Annotated in this window: 16 protein-coding genes; 9 read left to right on the plus strand and 7 right to left on the minus strand. The window is 41.7% G+C overall.

All coding sequences use genetic code 11. From position 1 onward, the window contains the following. The first annotated feature begins 209 nt into the window (after window positions 1-209). The 3 genes from C7475_RS16905 (at window position 210) to C7475_RS16915 (ending at window position 3,007) form a co-directional block, all read left to right on the plus strand. Window positions 210-512 carry a hypothetical protein gene (locus C7475_RS16905; RefSeq protein ID WP_110054556.1) on the plus strand — a complete coding sequence of 101 codons (303 nt, stop codon included), beginning with the start codon at window positions 210-212 and terminating at the stop codon, window positions 510-512. Between the two features lie 293 nt (window positions 513-805). Further along, window positions 806-2,215, plus strand: coding sequence for a sorbosone dehydrogenase family protein (locus tag C7475_RS16910; protein ID WP_110054557.1), 1,410 nt, complete (start codon window positions 806-808; stop codon window positions 2,213-2,215). Window positions 2,216-2,665: 450 nt separating this feature from the next. Further along, entirely contained in the window at window positions 2,666-3,007 is a 342-nt protein-coding gene (locus tag C7475_RS16915; protein ID WP_110054558.1) for a HopJ type III effector protein, read from the plus strand. Window positions 3,008-3,229: 222 nt separating this feature from the next. On the opposite strand, the gene C7475_RS16920 is transcribed toward C7475_RS16915, so the two are convergent. Beyond that, window positions 3,230-3,772, minus strand: a complete 543-nt coding sequence (locus tag C7475_RS16920; protein ID WP_110054559.1) for a hypothetical protein — start codon at window positions 3,770-3,772, stop codon at window positions 3,230-3,232. Between the two features lie 136 nt (window positions 3,773-3,908). Here C7475_RS16920 and C7475_RS16925 point away from each other — a divergent pair, with 136 nt between their 5' ends. Together C7475_RS16925 and C7475_RS16930 are read left to right on the plus strand one after the other, a co-directional pair. Further along, the gene (locus tag C7475_RS16925; RefSeq protein ID WP_158286524.1) at window positions 3,909-4,841 is read left to right on the plus strand and encodes a GlxA family transcriptional regulator; all 933 of its coding nucleotides are present in this window, start codon (window positions 3,909-3,911) and stop codon (window positions 4,839-4,841) included. Window positions 4,842-4,907: 66 nt separating this feature from the next. After that, entirely contained in the window at window positions 4,908-5,678 is a 771-nt protein-coding gene (locus C7475_RS16930) for a DJ-1/PfpI family protein (protein WP_110054561.1), read from the plus strand. A gap of 15 nt (window positions 5,679-5,693) precedes the next feature. Here C7475_RS16930 and C7475_RS16935 read toward each other — a convergent pair whose 3' ends face one another. Then, window positions 5,694-6,518, minus strand: coding sequence for a GNAT family N-acetyltransferase (locus C7475_RS16935; protein ID WP_110054651.1), 825 nt, complete (start codon window positions 6,516-6,518; stop codon window positions 5,694-5,696). 121 nt (window positions 6,519-6,639) lie between these two features. On the opposite strand from C7475_RS16935, the gene C7475_RS16940 reads away from it, so the two are divergent. Then, window positions 6,640-7,680 carry an adenylate/guanylate cyclase domain-containing protein gene (locus C7475_RS16940; protein ID WP_110054562.1) on the plus strand — a complete coding sequence of 347 codons (1,041 nt, stop codon included), beginning with the start codon at window positions 6,640-6,642 and terminating at the stop codon, window positions 7,678-7,680. A 14-nt stretch (window positions 7,681-7,694) separates the two neighbouring features. Here the strand turns inward: C7475_RS16940 and C7475_RS16945 are convergent, their stop codons facing one another. Next, a complete protein-coding gene (locus C7475_RS16945) occupies window positions 7,695-8,327 on the minus strand; it encodes a hypothetical protein (RefSeq protein WP_110054563.1) in 633 nt (210 codons plus the stop codon). Window positions 8,328-8,692: 365 nt separating this feature from the next. Here C7475_RS16945 and C7475_RS16950 point away from each other — a divergent pair, with 365 nt between their 5' ends. The 3 genes from C7475_RS16950 (at window position 8,693) to C7475_RS16960 (ending at window position 12,417) form a co-directional block, all read left to right on the plus strand. Then, entirely contained in the window at window positions 8,693-8,995 is a 303-nt protein-coding gene (locus C7475_RS16950) for an HTH domain-containing protein (protein ID WP_110054564.1), read from the plus strand. A gap of 35 nt (window positions 8,996-9,030) precedes the next feature. After that, the gene (locus C7475_RS16955; protein ID WP_110054565.1) at window positions 9,031-11,238 is read left to right on the plus strand and encodes a protein kinase/lanthionine synthetase C family protein; all 2,208 of its coding nucleotides are present in this window, start codon (window positions 9,031-9,033) and stop codon (window positions 11,236-11,238) included. 78 nt (window positions 11,239-11,316) lie between these two features. Then, window positions 11,317-12,417: a hypothetical protein gene (locus tag C7475_RS16960; RefSeq protein ID WP_110054566.1), complete on the plus strand. Its 1,101-nt coding sequence runs from the start codon at window positions 11,317-11,319 to the stop codon at window positions 12,415-12,417. Window positions 12,418-12,602: 185 nt separating this feature from the next. On the opposite strand, the gene C7475_RS16965 is transcribed toward C7475_RS16960, so the two are convergent. The 4 genes from C7475_RS16965 to C7475_RS16980 all read right to left on the minus strand — a co-directional run bounded on the left by C7475_RS16965 (window position 12,603) and on the right by C7475_RS16980 (window position 17,609). Then, a complete protein-coding gene (locus tag C7475_RS16965; protein ID WP_146217576.1) occupies window positions 12,603-12,920 on the minus strand; it encodes a hypothetical protein in 318 nt (105 codons plus the stop codon). Between the two features lie 178 nt (window positions 12,921-13,098). After that, window positions 13,099-13,437 (minus strand): hypothetical protein, encoded by a 339-nt coding sequence (locus C7475_RS16970; protein WP_110054568.1) that lies wholly within the window; start codon window positions 13,435-13,437, stop codon window positions 13,099-13,101. A gap of 140 nt (window positions 13,438-13,577) precedes the next feature. Then, complete coding sequence (locus C7475_RS16975) at window positions 13,578-16,160, minus strand: metallophosphoesterase (protein ID WP_110054569.1); 2,583 nt, start codon at window positions 16,158-16,160, stop codon at window positions 13,578-13,580. A 9-nt stretch (window positions 16,161-16,169) separates the two neighbouring features. Beyond that, complete coding sequence (locus C7475_RS16980) at window positions 16,170-17,609, minus strand: RagB/SusD family nutrient uptake outer membrane protein (protein WP_110054570.1); 1,440 nt, start codon at window positions 17,607-17,609, stop codon at window positions 16,170-16,172. Between the last annotated feature and the right edge of the window lie 19 nt (window positions 17,610-17,628).

Raw genomic sequence — 17,628 nt, forward strand, 5'->3', positions numbered from 1 at the left:
CTTCCACTTATGTTCTTCTCCCGTCATAAGCGCCTTTTAGCTGCGATCCATCAGGCTGTTCTGATATAAAGGAAAAAAGACTAATTTTCGATGATTTTATATGAACGAATGCAACAGCGGATAATATGCTGTGTACATTAGCGTGAAGAGTGGCGGGTAAGTAGTAGAAGATCAATAGAATAATATTCATCATTCATAAAATAGATAAAATGGATACTCAGGACAGACAATTATATCTTCAGGAAGTACTTGAATTAACCGAATTGTTAAACACAGAATGGGTAGATCTGAAGAAACTGTTAGTCGAAAATAACATTAATCTGGAAGGCGCGTACATGGTCGTATATCTTGAAGGTAAGAGCGATGGTGCTGAGTATGGTATTATACTAACAGCTGACAAAAAACTCATCCGCTTCATTGCCAAAGATGGTGGCATCACATTGCAGGAGCTTGAAGACAGGGCCACTGCAGAAGTTGAATTTCCAACAATAATCGTGGCGATGGAATTATAACTGCGCATGTACGCAGTATAACGATCGCTGCCATATAATTTTCATTAATCCATCAGAAGAGAATGCTTACGCTCGTGACGGCCACGGGCGTAATTTTTTTTATTTGTGAGGCAACCCATTTAAGTATTCCTCGTATTAATAAGTAGTGAAAGCCATATCTTTTCTTTACCCCGTTATGAAACCATAAGACTGAATCAACGCTGCTACCGGTAAAGAAGATCATCATATATGCCCCATTCCTATCACGATCTTAATCAATTGATGATTTCCTAACAGTCTAAAATCGATTATTTATGAAGATCAATTCCACTAAAGCCAACTGCATGCTGCGCAACTTTGCCGGCCCTGTTACAGTTGCCCTGTTTGCTGTACTGTTTGTATCTCCGGGCTGCCAGAAAGATGATGACAAACCTCCCAAAGCTGTAGACACAAAAGTAATTGCGGAAAACCTTGTATCTCCGTTGGGTCTGGTGGAAGCGCCAGACAGAAGTCACCGGTTATTTATCCATGACCAGATCGGTAAGATCTGGATCGTTGATGGCGATGGAACGAAGTTATCTACTCCTTTTCTTGATGTGACCAGCAGGATGGTCGCATTGAATCCAAATTATGACGAACGCGGTTTATTGGGATTCGCTTTTCATCCCAACTTTGGTAACAATGGAAAGTTTTACATCTATTACACATTGCCTCCCCGTGCCGGTGGCCCCGAAGGAGGAGGTGCCTGGAATAACTTAAGCCGTATTTCAGAGTTCAGGGTTTCTGCCAGTGATCCTAATATGGCGGACATCAACACAGAGAAGGTAATACTTGAACTGGATGACCCGCAGAGCAACCATAACGGCGGTTCTATCGGCTTTGGTGAGGATGGTTACCTGTACATCGCCATTGGGGATGGTGGTGCAGCAAACGATGTGGCTCCCGGACATGTGGAAGACTGGTATGATGTAAACCGTGGAGGTAATGGGCAGGATGTTGAAGCAAACCTGTTCGGTAACATTCTACGCATAGATGTGAATAGTGGAAGTCCTTATGGTATTCCTGCAAGTAACCCCTTTGTAGGCAAGCCTGGTATGGATGAGATCTGGGCGTACGGTTTCCGCAATCCTTACCGTTTTTCATTTGATATGGGCGGATCCCATTGGTTGTACGTTGGTGATGCCGGTCAGGCGCTTTATGAAGAGATCGATGTGGTGACTAAAGGTGGTAACTATGGCTGGAATGTAAAGGAAGGGACACACTGCTTTGATGCAGCTAACAATACCGTGGAGCTGCCCGGTTGTCCGGTGCAGGATACCATGGGTAAACAGTTGATCGATCCTGTGATAGAAATGAACAATGCGAACAATCCTAAAGGAGGCAAGGCTACTACAATAATAGGAGGGAACGTGTACCGTGGTAATGCTCTGCCGCAACTGAGAGGAAAATACATCTTTGGTATTTTCTCTCAACCGGGTGGTACGCCTAATGCAGAATTATATACCAGTAGTCCGGCGGGCAGCGGTTTATGGTCTTTTACTGAGCTGATCCTGAAAGATCGTCCCAATGATATAGGTTACTACCTGAAAGGTTTTGGGCAGGACCAGGAGGGAGAAGTATACGTTACAGTTTCCGGAGTGGCAGGACCATCAGGAAATACTGGTAAGGTGCTGAAGCTTGTTGCAGAAAAGAAAGATAACAACGGTCATGGTGGTAAATACTAGCCTTTTAACCGGTACGCTCAAGCCCCCTGGTCTGACCAGGGGGCTTTTTTTATCGCTTCTTCAAATGCCTGATAAGGGTCCAGTGATACCCACTTCGCTTTAGTAATTCATTTATAAACCGTAGTCAAGCCATATATAAGCCGTATATAACCCATATCTTTTAAATACGGGTTATATATGGCTTATATACGGGTTATATACGGGTTATATATGGGTTATCTCACCTAAATCCCTATGATAGCGGCTTTACAACGCTAGTTGAGAATACTTGTTTTGTTATAAACGATAAATTATTGTTTTATATTTTAGTTTTATTTATTATGTGATGATTTTTGAAAAGAGAAAGTGCACATTTATGATGTCTGGCATGTCTTTTAAAGTTCTATTTTTGACCTGTTAAACGGGGTGTACAGTTAGCACCTTCACATTGATTTATAGAAAGTAATCCGGATGAAAGAACAAATAGCAACCCTGATTGAAAAATTAAAGGCCAATTCAATCATGTTTAAAGATGTAATAGCTTTTATAGAAACTTATTACCAACATCAGCCAACGGCCTTCAAAAACGGGGAGGCGTATAATGAAGCAACTCAAAATCAGGGTAGCGCCAAGGTTTTCGCTTTCGCGAAGCTGAACGGGTTAAGTAAAGAAGATACGCTCTACTTATTTGCTGAACATTATCAGTCGGTATTGAATACTCCGGATGCCACCGATCACCAGAATATCAGGCAATTTATGTTGCATGGCTGGCAGGGTGTCGTACTGGAAGGTGAGGCGTTGCTTGCGAAGTAATGCGAGGTGCCTCTTAGCTAAAGTAATCAGAAAGGCCATAAATCTCCGGATTTATGGCCTTTCTGATTAAAAAGGTATAAAGATGTCGCTAACGCATAAAAAAGGCTTTAATGGCGCTTTCCTGCGAATATCCGATAGGTACGCCCAACTTTTGATATTTGCACGGTATCTAGACAGAGATTCGTTCTTATGATAAGGCTTATTTTGACCATTAGTGACTACTTATTGACAAAGGACTTCTGCAAACTTTTTGGTCGTGTAAGCCTTTAGAAGTTTGTAAGATATTTTTAGCGCATCTGCTGCTGTTTGTTCTGCAGGGACGATGTTTTTGTCGTCCATGTAACGCAGTACCTGATCATCTTTAACATAAGTACGATGTTCGGTCTTTGTTTCCGGGCCTATTGCTGGTCCGCCGATAAGCGTTTCATAGCAGAAAATGAATTTACCTGACTGGAAATAGAATTCACGATTCCAGCTACCATCTCCTATACTGCCTGATTCGACGATCTTTACGATTTCCTTTTTCTGGTTGAGGAAGTACTTCACCTGTCCTTCTTCCACGCATCCTTCAGCCTCGTATTTGAAAGCTTCTGTTGTGAGTTTAGCAGTATTTATGTTCCTGTACTCAGCACGGATAACATTGATGGCAGCCGTAGTATCTATTCCGGAAGTTGGCATTGTGGCTCTTTGCGAGGCAAGGGTTTTTACCCCGGTCATGCCGGTGATTGCCAGCAGGATGATCGGGGTACGGATAAATAAGGTCATATTGAATAGGCGTTATTACAGTATGAAAGTATAAAATGTTATTTTAAACATATTATTAAATCTTAGAAAATTGTTGACCGGTAGGCCGGACTGGTCATACTTACAGAAAATGGACCGGCTTTCCTATCTTAGTATCATGGAAAACAAGCGTGTTATATTTTTTCTGTTTGACCATGTACATCTGATGGATCTGGCGGGTGCGGTAACTGTTTTCTACGAGGCAGGATGTTGTGGTCATCCCTATGAACTGCGTTATGTGTCGCCTTATACTTCGCCGGGCACCTCTTCGGGACTAGGTTTTACCCGTGTTGAGCCGCTGGATGCGGTTAGTATTCAATCTGACGATATCGTTATCGTAGCTGGCATGGACCTTTCGAAGTGGGACCGTACAAACGATGCGGTATGGATGCCCTGGCTGCAACATGCCGTTATGGTAGGTGCCACAGTATGTTCCATCTGCACAGCAGCATTTGCGCTGGCGGTGGCCGGACTGCTGGACGGGCTTAGTTGTACTACGCACTGGGGATATACAGGCGCGTTACGCCAACACTTTCCCAAGTTGCAGGTGATGGAAAACAGGTTGTTTGTAAAGAGTGACAACATCTACACCAGCGCGGGCATCTCTACCGGTATTGACCTTGCGCTGTTTCTGGTAGAAGAGCATTACGGGCCTACTTTTGCGTATACGGTAGCCAAAGACATGGTGATGTATATACGTCGCGACGGGACGGCAACTCAGCATAGTATCCATCTGCAACACAGGCAACATATCAACCATCAGATACACGAGATCCAGGATTATATCACGCATCATCTGCACACAAAACTGACGATCACCGAACTGGCTGCAATGGTGCATATGTCACCCAGAAACCTTACCCGCCTGTTCAAATTAACCACAGGCATCACCATTGGAGATTATATCCGCAACTTGCGCGAGGAAAAGGCCACACAATTGCTGAATGAAGGCCAGAAGCTGTCGTGGGTAGCCAAAACCTGTGGTATAGGCAGTACACGGCAACTGGGGCAGTTGGCGAAAAAAGCAGGCGCAACACGTAAAATGGCCTGATTGGCAGGGTAGTTGTCCTTCTCAGCACGATACCACCGGCGTAATTTGCGCGTATAATACTGCCAAATGAAACATCTGTTATTTTTGCTGTTGTGGATACCGTTATGGGCGAATGCACAACAAAAGACCGGCGACTATGTTTGTCCGCCATGTGGTCCATGCGATTCAATTGTATATCATAAGCCGGGTGTATGTCCGCATTGCGGCATGACATTGGTACTCCGTGATACAACTAAAGCGTCAGCGCAGGAACTTAAGAGCATTTGCTTCTATCTGTATGATGGTACAGAAGTACTTGATTTTGCAGGTCCCCTGGAAGTATTTTCCTATGCCGGGTTTAAAATATTTACTGTGGGTAAAACAAAAGCGCCTGTAACGGTGCAGGGCATATTAAAAGTGATCCCGGATTACAGTATACAAGATGCACCACCGGCGGACATCTTTGCTATCTTCGGTGGGGATGACGGCGTGGCGGCTGGTGATCCTGAAGTGATCAGCTGGATCAAAAGCAGGGATGCAGTTACGAAGAGATATTTCTCTGTGTGCACAGGTGCATTTGTTTTAGCTAACGCAGGACTGTTAGACAGTCTCACAGTGACGACCTTTCACAAAAGCATTAACTCATTACAGCGGGTTGTGCCTTCAGCCAAAGTACTGGCAGACGTACGATATGTAGACAATGGACGGGTCATTACTACTGCTGGTATTTCGGCAGGCATAGACGGCGCATTGCACCTGGTTGCCAGGCTGAAAGGTGAAACAGAAGCGCTGCGTATTGCCAGGCATATGGAATACGATAAGTATATACCGGAACAGGGATTAGTAGTGAAGCATTGAAGAATGTAAGCCATGTCATGACTCCTGTGCCGGAGGTCGCTGTACATATCTGATCATGCTGAATGCCTGGGTAAAACCAAATTGCTGATAGAACGGTTCCAGTGTTTCGCCGGTTATCAATGATACCAGCGCTTTATCAGCCCCGTTGGCATTCAGCCAATCTGTTAGGGCACGCATCAGGGCTGTACCTGCTCTTTTACGTTGCCATGCCGGATGAACCATGACGTCTTTTACATAGTAATAACTGGTATTATCTCCCAACAGTAATGCACAGCCTATGATCTCGCCGGTAGTGGTATTTTCTGCCACTACGCCCGTGACAGCTTCTGAGATGCGGACATCTGCCTGTTCCCGGGTTAAATCAGTCCAACCTACTGAAGCCGACAGGCGGATATAGTCTGCCGGTGTGGGGCGCTCTATCCGTACCCGAATGTTTGGAGACAGCGCTTCACTCTGTACTGTTTTATCTGTCAGCGGCCCGGCGAAACTAGCATAACAACCATTTAAATCCTGTACTGTGTACTGTGCCATTCCCCAGGGCTCCTGTCGAAGCGGCACTACAATATTTGCCTTACGCTGCTGATGTATGGCGTATAATGCCTCAATATGCCGTACCCTGATCCAGACGCTGTAACCTTCAGGAATATGAGCCAGCGTGTCGTGCAACGCAAACTGGATATGTACGCCATGCCAGTTCACTGCACCGACGGTAGGAGGATCGCCCCAGGTCCATTTTCCGGGGAAGCCTAATACGTCCTGCCAATAGCGGATGGTAGCGGCTACGTCTTTCACGAAAAAGACTGGTTCTGCCTGAGATAAGATAGGTTCCTGGGGAGTCATGGCCGTTGATTTGATGTGTATTAAATTTACTACTTTACAGCCAGTGTAGATGTGATTAGTCATGGGTAGCATTTTACCTGAAAAAGGAATATCTTGGTAGAGAATTCATCCCATTAAGATCATGAACAGGAGGACATCGTACAAGCTGAAGCAGCTGGGGATCATTATTGTCATATGGCTGATAATAGGGTTTTTCATTCCTCTATATGACCGTCTTGCTCTGTTTACCACTAACGCAGTTACCCCACTGCCCAAATATACCATTGCTGAAGCAGTAGCTATCAACATGGGCGCAGCATTTATTGGGGCCTTACTCGGCGGTAGTCTGCTGGTATTTTATGTAAATGTAAAGTTCCGGGATAGGTCTTATGGATATACCATTGTCACTGTTATACTATCATTCCTCGTAGTAGTTACGATCGTAAATATCGTACTTCGGCTCTTCGCCGTTCCTTCCGACCCGCTCCGGATCCTCAAGAACTGTATGATATGGGGCGTAGTAGTAGGCATTACACAACTATTCCTCCAGATCAATAATAAATTCGGACAGGGTGTTTTCTGGAATATCCTGCGAGGTAAATACAATACTCCCAAAGAAGAAAGCAGGATCTTCATGTTCCTGGACCTGAATTCCTCGACCACCATTGCAGAGAAACTGGGTGCCAAAAAATACCATGCGTTCCTTAAAGATATCTTCACCGACATTACCAACCCGATCCTCGACAACAAAGGAGAGATCTACCAGTATGTAGGCGACGAGGTGATCGTAGCCTGGAAGTACAATGATGGTATCCAGAACAGTAAATGTGTGCAATGCTTCTTTGATATCAAATATCATCTGCAGCAATTGAACAATAAATATATCAGGCAGTATGGGCTTGCACCTTCTTTCAAGGCAGGGATTCACTGCGGTAAAGTAGTTGCCGGTGAAGTCGGTATTATCAAAAGAGATATCACTTATTCCGGTGATGTATTGAATACTACTTCACGCATACAGGATATGTGTAAGGAGTTCAATGAAGAAGTGATCGTGTCCGGTGATCTGGCCGCTTGTTTAAGGCTGGCGGATAATTTTGCCGCGCAGACATTAGGTTCGATTAAGTTAAAAGGGAAGCAGCAGGAGATGTTGCTGATTGCCTTGAAGTGGATAGGGGTGGAGTAGGGGGTGATGCCAGATTATTGTGTGAGCAGTTGTTTACTTTCCAATAACATAAGCAGGCTTTGTTGCATTTTCACTCTGAAGAGCTCCTCACGTAAAGGCGAATCTATTATCATACTGGTGATTTCGTGCTGCATTTTTTTTAGGGCATCTACGTCAACATCCTGATGGTATAAAAAGCATTTATCAAATTGAAGTTGATGCAGCCATTGATCGACAACTGCGGATTCAGATTGCTGTTTCTGAAGTATATCTTTTGCATATTCAAAGTAAATCGTCTGATATTTTCCGGGCTCAAGAAAACATGCATGCTGGTTTGAATCATATTGGATCAACGCACATGTGTTTTCATTGAGTACAACAGTGCCTATTGATTCGATTTCCATTGGCATTGTTCCATATAGCATATTCTGGAGTACCAACCGTTTCCGTTTGGTCCCTGTCAATAATGTGATGGACTCTCTTACATTGTATATTAATGTCCTTACTTTAAAGCCTTGATAGGCTCTTTCCTGGTATACGATATCTAAATAAGGACAGCTTAAAACGGAAGACTTTGCAAAATGTTTCACAAGTAATGCGCATGAAAATGGAATTGCATTTGTTCGATTAAAGAGCATGTCGGGATCTTCATATATATTGAACTTCATGTTTTATGTTTTTCCAAATATCGTATACACCGGTGCAGAAAAATTGCACTGGCGATATATTAACAGTAAACTGCACTCATGCTACAGTCATGTTAAATTATTGTATCGGCGAAGTAACAATATTATTTTATTGTAAATTTATTAGAGAAATTTACGCTTGACTTAAGTTAATTGTTGACCATAGCCCATTACATAACCCGGATAACAGCTGATGATAATCTATGATCTAGACTAAGCCGAGTTTACCACCTCGTAAATCTGCTATAAATTATTTCGTAAACCCATTCGACCGATTATTTATTAATCGGGAGAGAATGTATTTGTATTGTGCGAACAATAACCTTTACGTATAAACTTTGTAGAAAATGTTAGATGACGTTTTTAGTCGTATCCAAAGGATAGATTACCTCATCCGTATAAGGGGAACGGGTAACGCTACTGAGCTTGCCGATAAACTGGGATTGTCGAGGGCAAGTATATACGAGTATCTGGATTTAATGAAACGCCTTGGAGCCCCGATTAAGTACTCGCAGGCAAGAAAGAGTTATTACTATAACGAGGAGGGGTGTTTTCCTACCAGGTTTCAATCCAGACGGGCTGCAGAGGACAGAAATATTGCAAGTTTTTCTGCTATTATTAGCTTCGCTTTGCTCTCGAACTGCATCTGAATTCTCTAACTTATTTATATAAATCTTTTCATCCTATGTCGAATAACAGTCAACTCACTACCAATGGACCCGATTTTAAGCAAACGACAAAAGCAGTTAAAAAAAGCGGAAACAGAATTGGCCATAACTATGTTATCCTCAAAAGCTTGAAGCAAAGTCCCAAAAACGATGTTATCAAATGTTTTTACATGAAAAGTGTCACAGATTTTGGTTTCTGTGTTGTTAAAGAAGGTAGTTGCGATCAGCAAAAAGATAAAGAAGGGCGTGGCATAAAAGACAGATTAGTTTGGCAGAAACATATGCATGAGACTTTGCAAAAACGTTTAAAGATTCCAAGGTTTATAGGAAGTTTTGAGGAAAATGGAAATTATTATCTTGCAATTGGGCTTATTAGCGGCAACTCGCTGGCAGGTATTTTGCGCAAGCATGGTGTTAAGGCGCGGGTTGGAGTTATAAGTGGAAATAGGCTTGGTAAAAGAATTATCCGGTATATTATTCAGTTTATAGAGTTATTACAATGTTTGCATGCGAACGGTGTAGTTCATCGGGATATTACGGCCACGAATTTTATGGTTAACCGTTTAGGCAAGGCCTACTTAATCGACATGGAATTGAGTTATTCTATTGACGAATATCGCCCAAATCCTCCGTTTCAACTCGGAACTCATGGGTATATGTCTCCTGAACAGTTGGCCACACTGACGCCTACTATAAAAGAGGACGTCTTTGCCTTTGGGGCAATATTGCTGCAAATATGGAGCAATATTTCTCCGGTGAAGTTAACAGAAACCACATCACAAGATTTAATAGAAAAAGTTGCCTATTTCATTCCTGATTCAAAAATTTCTTCTATAGTAAGTCAATGTCTTTCAAAGGAGCCGAATGAGCGTCCAGACTTACAGATAGTTAAAGAGGCGTTCGAGAACTACTATCGAGATCTGTCGAAGGGAAAGAAGCGCATTGTAAATTCTGCTGTTAAGTATAGTGAAAGCGCTATTAGTAGTGTCATTCAGTCTACTATCAATACATTCTCTACACCTTTACTTTCTGACGAACAAAGAGGTTGGTTCGCTGAAGATAAAAATGCCGATAAAGATAAAGGAAAACTTAAAAGGGCATGGTATGCGAGTTTTCATCTAGGCTGCAGCGGGGTTCTTTACATGTTGGCAAGGGCAAAAGGACTTGGTTATGATATAAGTATGAATAAATTAAATATAGCCCGGGCTGTTGAGATGATAGACAAGAAATATATTCAGACATCGAATAGTCTTTCAGGACTGCATTTCGGGGCAGATGGCGTTGCCATAAGTTTGTGCGCCGCTAAGCAACATAATCTTTTAGAAAATATAGCTGTTGATGAACACTGGGTTGAACATCTGTTATCAAGAGAGTCGCAATCCTCGCTTGATATAATGAGCGGTGTCTCCGGTAAGATAATGGCTAATCTTATTTGCCAGTACCATCAGCCGTCTGATACAATGAATACACGGCTGAGCGTTTGCATAGAGGAGGTATTGCGGCGACAGCAAAATGACGGGGCCTGGATAAGGGGATCAGAAACTGTTAAAGGAAAAAAGCGTGTAACAAAGGGATTCGCATATGGTCTTGCCGGAATAACATATGCTCTCTTAGAATATAGTAGGGTATTCGGAGATCACCGCTCTCGGGAAAGTGCACTTCGTGCACTGGTTTGGCTTGTGAGGTCGGCAAAATGGAGTGCCGGAAAAATGTATTGGACATCATCCATTGGAAAAATAGTGGACCCTTGGTGGAGTGATGGCGGTCCGGGAGTGGCCCTTTCATTTATCAAAGCATTTGAGCTGACCGATAACCGGCAATTTAAACATTATACTACTGCGGCCCTAACTGGAGAGAAGGATCTTATCTACTACGGTAATCTTAGTCAGTGTAATGGAATAAGTGGATTAGGCGAAATATATCTAGAGGCATTTAGGGTCTTCAAAGATGAAATTTGGTTGGAGAGAGCATCATCGATTGCCCAATTATTATTGAGACTCGCAAAGAGTCATCCCAAGCATGGAACATACTGGCTCTCAGAGAGCGAACCACAACCAATCCCGGGTTTTATGCTAGGGAATGCCGGTATTCTTCATTTCCTGCTTAGATTTCTTAACTATTCTAAACTTAGTTTTCCGTTAGCATTTGACTGCTGTTCTTCAGATACCTTAATGAAGGCGCCAACTCACTTGTACAAACCTGTTATATCAACTGTTCATTTCTGAGATGAAGAAACGAATAGTGATTCCAACATGTCTTTTTAGATACTATGATACATAACTAAAAAAAAGGAAATATTAGCTATGAGAATACATCAGGTTCCAAATATTGCGATAGGGATGTTACTGGCGACATTGGTGGTTGCTTGTAACAGCCATAAGGAGGCGGAAGGTAAAAAAATAGTAGTAGATGTCCAGTTGCCAGATCAATACGGAGACAAAGATATCAGGTTCTTCTCTGCGTCGACAAAATATGTATTGTCCCCGCTTTTCAAACTGAAGCGGCCTGAGATTAATGGGCAATATGGCCGATTTGAGTTTTATAGTAATGATCCTCTCATTGTTGATATGGCCCCTGCGCTTGGGAAAAGCCTTAAAAACGCTATTCTTGAGCCTGGGGATAGTGTGCGTATTAGTTCGGATGGACAAGGGTATGTATTCTCAGGTAGGGGGTATGAAAAACTGGCAATGATTAACGAAATTAGAGAAAGAACTAAGACAATTCCTTTGCCGGCGAATCCGAGGCATTCTTCGGTTGAATCGCATGGTGATTATTTGGAGTGGAACCTTTATTTAAAAAAGGTTTCAGATTTAGTCGATACTATCCTTATTAAATATGAGAGTGAAATTTCTCCAAAGTCATTTGCTTTTATTAAGCAACAGATGTATTCGGATATAGAGTATAAACGGTTAATGAAGTTTGATATGATGGTGGCTAAACGTGAGCCTCTTAATATTAGCACAAAAATGCTTGAGGATATCTACGATTCAACAATTACTAACCCACACTTGAACTGGCTTTACAGTTATACAGGTAATCCCTATAATTACTACATTTACTACGATCTGGTAAGAAGGAGAGTTGAGCGTAAATACCATTTTAATTATGAACACGATAGCTTGAAAAGTGTAGACAGGAAATTAGAATATGCCAGATTGATCAAGACAATGTATGATGGAGAAGTGGAAGAAAGTTGCTTGACTTACCTGATCGCGGGCCAGGGACTTAAAGAACATGTACTTAAAGATGAACATGTCCCTGTAATAGACTCATTGCTTAAGGATTTTTATACACGGCCAGGTTATGATAATTACAAACAATATATGAGAGATTATGAGTTGAAAGTGAAAAAGTGGATTGAAGAGAAGCATCAAAGAAAATTAAAAACTGAAAAGGGAGTATAATATTTATAAAGAATTGATTTAAAGGCTGCTCTGTCTGAGTTAGCCTTTTTATTGTAAATAAGAACTTATTTCTGCGAAGAAAGATCTCATCTGTCGCATATTAAAAAGATGCTTGCAATATATTATTCATTAAGAAGGGGCTGCTCAGCTACTGAGTCAGCCCCTTCAATTAAATTAGGCGTAGATTATTGCCAGTCACCGTGAGTAGTGCTGTCAAGTGTGTCGTTACCAACAACTCTTGTATTGGTCAAATTGTTGTCAGCAGATGTTGCTGAAAATCCTTGTGCAGCTGCACCAGTTTGTGTATATGATGCTGTGCCGGGTCCAGCAATAGCAGTCTGTCCACCGTCGCCAGAACTGGAAAGTACGGTGATACCTTGTTGGGCAAATGCTTGGTTTTCGTCATCTTCTTTTGCGGATGGTACTACTGCGGCAGCAACTGCAGAAACGCCCATCAAACACATTGTAACGATGGAAAAGTTTTTGAAAGATAGCTTTTTCATTTTTTTTCTTTTTTAAAAGGTTTCTGTAAAAACGAGGGCAGGAATATGGCCATTTCCATAAAACAAAGATAGCGCGGGGTTGTCTACTGTCACCGGACAACTCAATACTACTTAAAAAATATAAGTAAGTTGTTGACTTTCTAAATCAAGATCTCATCCGGTTTTAATTTTTGAGTTTTCAATACTTTGGGCATCCGAGATCCTGCCAGTCACCATGAGTAGTGCTGTCTAAGGTATCGCAACCAACTATCCTTGTAAGGGTTCCGACGTTGTCGAACGACGTTGCGGAACGTCCCTGTGATGCAAGCCCTGTTTCTGTGTAGGAGGCATCGCCAGGTCCAATTATTGCAGTTTGATCGCCATCTCCACTGCTGGATAAGACGCTTATACCCTGAATTTGAACTGCTTGATTTTCGTCTTCACCTTTTGGAGTTGGTCTCACTGCGGCGGCTATTGTAGATGCACCCATTAGACAGATTGAGACGATCGAGATATTTTTAAAGGTATGTTTTTTCATTTAAGTTTCTATTTAGTGTTTTAGTAAGTTGGCCTTGTAGATGACCTTCCGTAAATAAAGATAGACTTAAGTTGTCCACTGCAAATGGACAACTTAAGTCTATCCTGATACTGATCTTCTTTTATATTTAGAAGTAGTATTCATTCTTTGATAGCAACAGGTTGGTCTGAATCAAACAGTTCTTTCTTCTGTCCGGTGGAACTAATTCTAAAAAAACGGTCATTCTCAATGAGAAGGGCTTCTGATTTACCCTTGGCATGATAAGTGTCGACATTAATAACTTTTCCTCCAAAATGTACATTTATAGTGTCGGCCATGATAGTATGGCCTGTAACGATTGTCGAAACGCCGAACTTATTCCTGGTTTCATCGATGGTCTGAGTGATCGTTTCATTCTTTTCTTGTGTGTAGTAGCCTCGGAACCAAAACGGAGAGTACTCAGAATTAAGAAGGACCGTTAATGAATCACTGAGTGATTTTGCCAACGGTGAGCTGTTCAAGCATAGGCGGGCAATTATATTTATTGAGTCTATAGATAGATTGAGCTTATTTAACTGCGGGGATATGCCACCATGTACGTACAAAACAGATCCTATTTTTTCAATCACATTTTTTGAACGAAGCCAATGCCCTAACTCACTGTTGTTGCTCATATATTCACCTTCGCTATAGCCTGATACCTCTAAATATCTTTTGTATTTATTATCCATATACCGGCTGTCTCCCAAAAGGTTCATTACCTCGTGATTGCCAAGGATGAAATGAACAGCTCCGCCTGCGGCTTTTGCTTTTTGTTCGAGTGAATAAATAAGCCACAAGCATTCTGTTACCTGTTTTCCACGGTCAAACATATCGCCGTTAAATACGAGGTGGCCGCTGCCAAAGATCCATTCGAAATTTTCATCTATTACTTTGCTACTAATAAGGAGCTTCTTAAACGCTTTAAAATTGCCTTCTATATCAGAAAGCACGAGCGTTTTTTCCTGTTGGTCATAAACACCTGAAGATGGAACGACGGAGTCAATCAGGCTTACATGAAATTCGTTTAAGTATTGATCTGAGTTTACTGTAAATTCAAAAGGTCTGGTATGATTTACTTTTTTAGTGATTTTTTGCTGGGATCTCATATAGTGCAGCTGAAGAGAATCTTTATCTCTGAAAATATAGGGCCCATCATTTAACAGTACTAATTGTTCTCCAATGTTCTTCGAAAGTGCTTTGCCGTTATCCTTTCGGGGATCGGGGAAATCGTTTTCTTTTGAAGCTTGTACCGATGAAAAGTCAGTCTGATTATATAATGATTTTCCATTTTCATCCAACAGGTAGAGACTCGGATATGTTGTTACGTTGAATGCCTTTAGAACAGGGGCTACTTCGTCATCGTTTTTAAAATACAGAAACTTCTGTGTAGTTTGGTTATACCGTGGATTACGCTTTTTTTTATGCGGTGTTTTGTTTTCTAATGAAGTTATGTTGATGAACGCAAGATTTGTATCATTGCGATAGTTTTTTTGGATTTTCCTTAAAACTTCATTCATCTCAAGCGAGGACGGGTTTCGATCCCAGAAGTTGACTAAGACTATTTTTCCTTCGAGATTACTTCGTTTAAACACTGTTCCATTCTCGTCTGGAAGTGAAAAATCGTAGGTATTATATCCTTTTCCGGAAACCCATCCTGATATTTTGTTTTCATATGCTTTTACAAACTTTTTATATTCCGGAAATCCTGGAAGTAAGTAAAAATCTTTTAGCAATGAGTCAATTTGCGGGGTATATCCGTCTTTTATTGTATGTTCCTTCAGTCCGCTATTTGTTAGCAGTAATGTTAACATTGCGTGCAGGGGATGTCCTTGAAAACGCAGCTTGGCCGTTTGCACATAACGGACCTTCCTGTTTGCGCTTTTCATAAAAGGATCCTCCCAGTTGTAGCGATGGGATTTAAGCACCAGCATTCTGATATAGGAGTAGTAATAGACGTGATCTCGTATCCAACCACTATAAGCGGTCAAAAGAGCGGTAGTAGGTGTATTAAACTCGTGATCAAAAATTGAATCTAAACTGTCGGAAGTGATTCCATATTTTGAGGCTCCGTTAACGAAAATTTCAAATCTTATCAACTTGCGATATTCTAAGTGGGCCAGTTCGTTTGCTTCGATGTAATTCTGCGCCAGAGGAGATAAGGAGTTTTTGTACTTACGTAATATTTTTATTAGCAATGATTGTTGTTGAGATAAGTAGTAATGCCAATCCCAGAAGTCGCTAACTGACTTTACCTTGTGCCGTTGCTGATTCTTCGGCTTCTTGAGCATTTGCTTGGCTATACTCCACTCGTTTATTAGATCAAGCTTCTGTACTCCGATACCTGAAAACTGGAATTTCCCATTTCTGTATTTCAAATTTAGGCTGTCACCTTGTTCCAGAAATATAAAGGCGAAATCTTTCCCCAATAGATGTGAGAAGTCAATTAATAGGCCACTATCGCATTCGAGTTTCAAGTCGGCAGGCCTGTTTTGTTGTAGCGGCAGTTTTATATAGTTAAACTTGGGTGCTAAGACATATTTTGCATCTTCTACGCCGATTTTGACCGAATCCAGATTGAAACTTGCGTCACAATCCATATGGATGTAGACGGATGTCTTTTTTTCTTTAATGTGCTTTGCATCGACTGTAATGCCGATGCAAATTATAAACAGCACTCCGATAGAGGAGATAGATTTTATCATGAGTTTTAATTAATATTCCGGATTCTGACTAATACTGTATGAGTCAATATCTAATAAAGAGATGGGAGCAATTGCATGTGAGCTTGGATAAGGGAGTTCTTTGGGTGATCCCGGAAGCGCGTCTTTGCGAATGATACTTTGTTTCCATCTCAACAGATCGAATATACGCAGTCCTTCAAATGCTAGCTCTTTTCTTCTTTCTTTATAGATAAGCACCTTTAGATCGTTGCCTGTTGCAGTGGTAGCAGATGTATTGGGATTAGCGCGGAATCTGATAGCATCTAAATAGTATACCGCACTGTCTTGATTATTAAGTTGATGATATGCTTCCGCCGCTGTTAAATACATCTCGGAACTGCGGATCACAGGTTGCAAGTATGATTGTTCAGGAAAGTCCAGGCCTGGAGTTACGCCCTCTGGAAATTTGGTAATTGTCCATTGGTCGAAATCGCCACTAATCCAAGCCTTTCGCTTGTCCTCCGGATCTTCTGTCAGTAAATCCGCTATATCGTTGGTGGCTGTAAACCTTGCAAAGGATTTGAAATAAAGAGAGGCGAAATTAGTAAGGTATTGATTTGCAAATCCTGCCGGTGGTAGTTGCAGGATAGCTTCGGTATCTTCAAACTTAAACAAGTTCTCAGGATAGCCGGCAGTCATCAAGGGAACAGCATGAATTACTTCAACGGAAAGGTTTTTCGCGTTCAAAAAATCATTTTTGTACAAGTATACCCTAGCAAGTAAGGATTTGGCGGACTTTTGATTAAAAGTAAGATTATTTGATGTTGGGGTTAATATAGCAATTGCCTCGGTAAGGTCGTCTATGATACTTTGGTAACATTCTGCGACTGTATTTCTTTGCCCTGCATTATCGGTCCAGTTCCACGTGCGGATAAGTACTATACCCGGATGCGATGCATCAGGGGTAAAGCCATAGGGTTGTGCAAACACATTTAGTAGTGTGAAATGGGCATATGCCCGAATCGCCAAAGCTTGTCCTTTTAGATCGTCTGCCCTTGCTATATCTTGTTGTTGATACCTGTCCGCAGCCTGAATGACAAAATTTGAGCCCCGAATTACTTGATAACAGCCGTAAGACAGTCCATTGCAATTATTGACATTAAAGGAAGTACTTTGACTATTATCTGGTTGTTGGTCCCAGTTGTATTGAAATTGCATTGGCGTGGTCCCGGATGCCCCTGCAATTGGCTTCGTGTTATCGGCTATAAGATCCGGATATATAGTATTCGCGGCGTCGAACATGCTCGTGCTCATCGTTGCATAAACGCCATTAAGATATTCACCAGTTGTCTTTAAGTCTGTGACATACTCCTCTCTGATTAAGGTACCCGTGATATTTTGATCATCCAAAAATTTTTTTGTGCAGGAACTAGTCCCATACACGAGTATAAAAGTAAATATAGCTGAAATCGGACGTTTCGGATGTTTCATTTTGATGCGTATATATATA

It is taken from the genome of Chitinophaga sp. S165, from assembly GCF_003182155.1.
GTDB lineage: Bacteria > Bacteroidota > Bacteroidia > Chitinophagales > Chitinophagaceae > Chitinophaga.

What these genes read in the sequence shown, in the direction of transcription:
- C7475_RS16905 (WP_110054556.1), top strand. Translation starts at nt 210, where the DNA reads ATGGATACTCAGGACAGACAATTATATCTTCAGGAAGTACTTGAATTA.
- C7475_RS16910 (WP_110054557.1), top strand. Translation starts at nt 806, where the DNA reads ATGAAGATCAATTCCACTAAAGCCAACTGCATGCTGCGCAACTTTGCC.
- C7475_RS16915 (WP_110054558.1), top strand. Translation starts at nt 2,666, where the DNA reads ATGAAAGAACAAATAGCAACCCTGATTGAAAAATTAAAGGCCAATTCA.
- C7475_RS16920 (WP_110054559.1), bottom strand. Translation starts at nt 3,772, where the DNA reads ATGACCTTATTTATCCGTACCCCGATCATCCTGCTGGCAATCACCGGC.
- C7475_RS16925 (WP_158286524.1), top strand. Translation starts at nt 3,909, where the DNA reads ATGGAAAACAAGCGTGTTATATTTTTTCTGTTTGACCATGTACATCTG.
- C7475_RS16930 (WP_110054561.1), top strand. Translation starts at nt 4,908, where the DNA reads ATGAAACATCTGTTATTTTTGCTGTTGTGGATACCGTTATGGGCGAAT.
- C7475_RS16935 (WP_110054651.1), bottom strand. Translation starts at nt 6,518, where the DNA reads ATGACTCCCCAGGAACCTATCTTATCTCAGGCAGAACCAGTCTTTTTC.
- C7475_RS16940 (WP_110054562.1), top strand. Translation starts at nt 6,640, where the DNA reads ATGAACAGGAGGACATCGTACAAGCTGAAGCAGCTGGGGATCATTATT.
- C7475_RS16945 (WP_110054563.1), bottom strand. Translation starts at nt 8,327, where the DNA reads ATGAAGTTCAATATATATGAAGATCCCGACATGCTCTTTAATCGAACA.
- C7475_RS16950 (WP_110054564.1), top strand. Translation starts at nt 8,693, where the DNA reads ATGTTAGATGACGTTTTTAGTCGTATCCAAAGGATAGATTACCTCATC.
- C7475_RS16955 (WP_110054565.1), top strand. Translation starts at nt 9,031, where the DNA reads ATGTCGAATAACAGTCAACTCACTACCAATGGACCCGATTTTAAGCAA.
- C7475_RS16960 (WP_110054566.1), top strand. Translation starts at nt 11,317, where the DNA reads ATGAGAATACATCAGGTTCCAAATATTGCGATAGGGATGTTACTGGCG.
- C7475_RS16965 (WP_146217576.1), bottom strand. Translation starts at nt 12,920, where the DNA reads ATGAAAAAGCTATCTTTCAAAAACTTTTCCATCGTTACAATGTGTTTG.
- C7475_RS16970 (WP_110054568.1), bottom strand. Translation starts at nt 13,437, where the DNA reads ATGAAAAAACATACCTTTAAAAATATCTCGATCGTCTCAATCTGTCTA.
- C7475_RS16975 (WP_110054569.1), bottom strand. Translation starts at nt 16,160, where the DNA reads ATGATAAAATCTATCTCCTCTATCGGAGTGCTGTTTATAATTTGCATC.
- C7475_RS16980 (WP_110054570.1), bottom strand. Translation starts at nt 17,609, where the DNA reads ATGAAACATCCGAAACGTCCGATTTCAGCTATATTTACTTTTATACTC.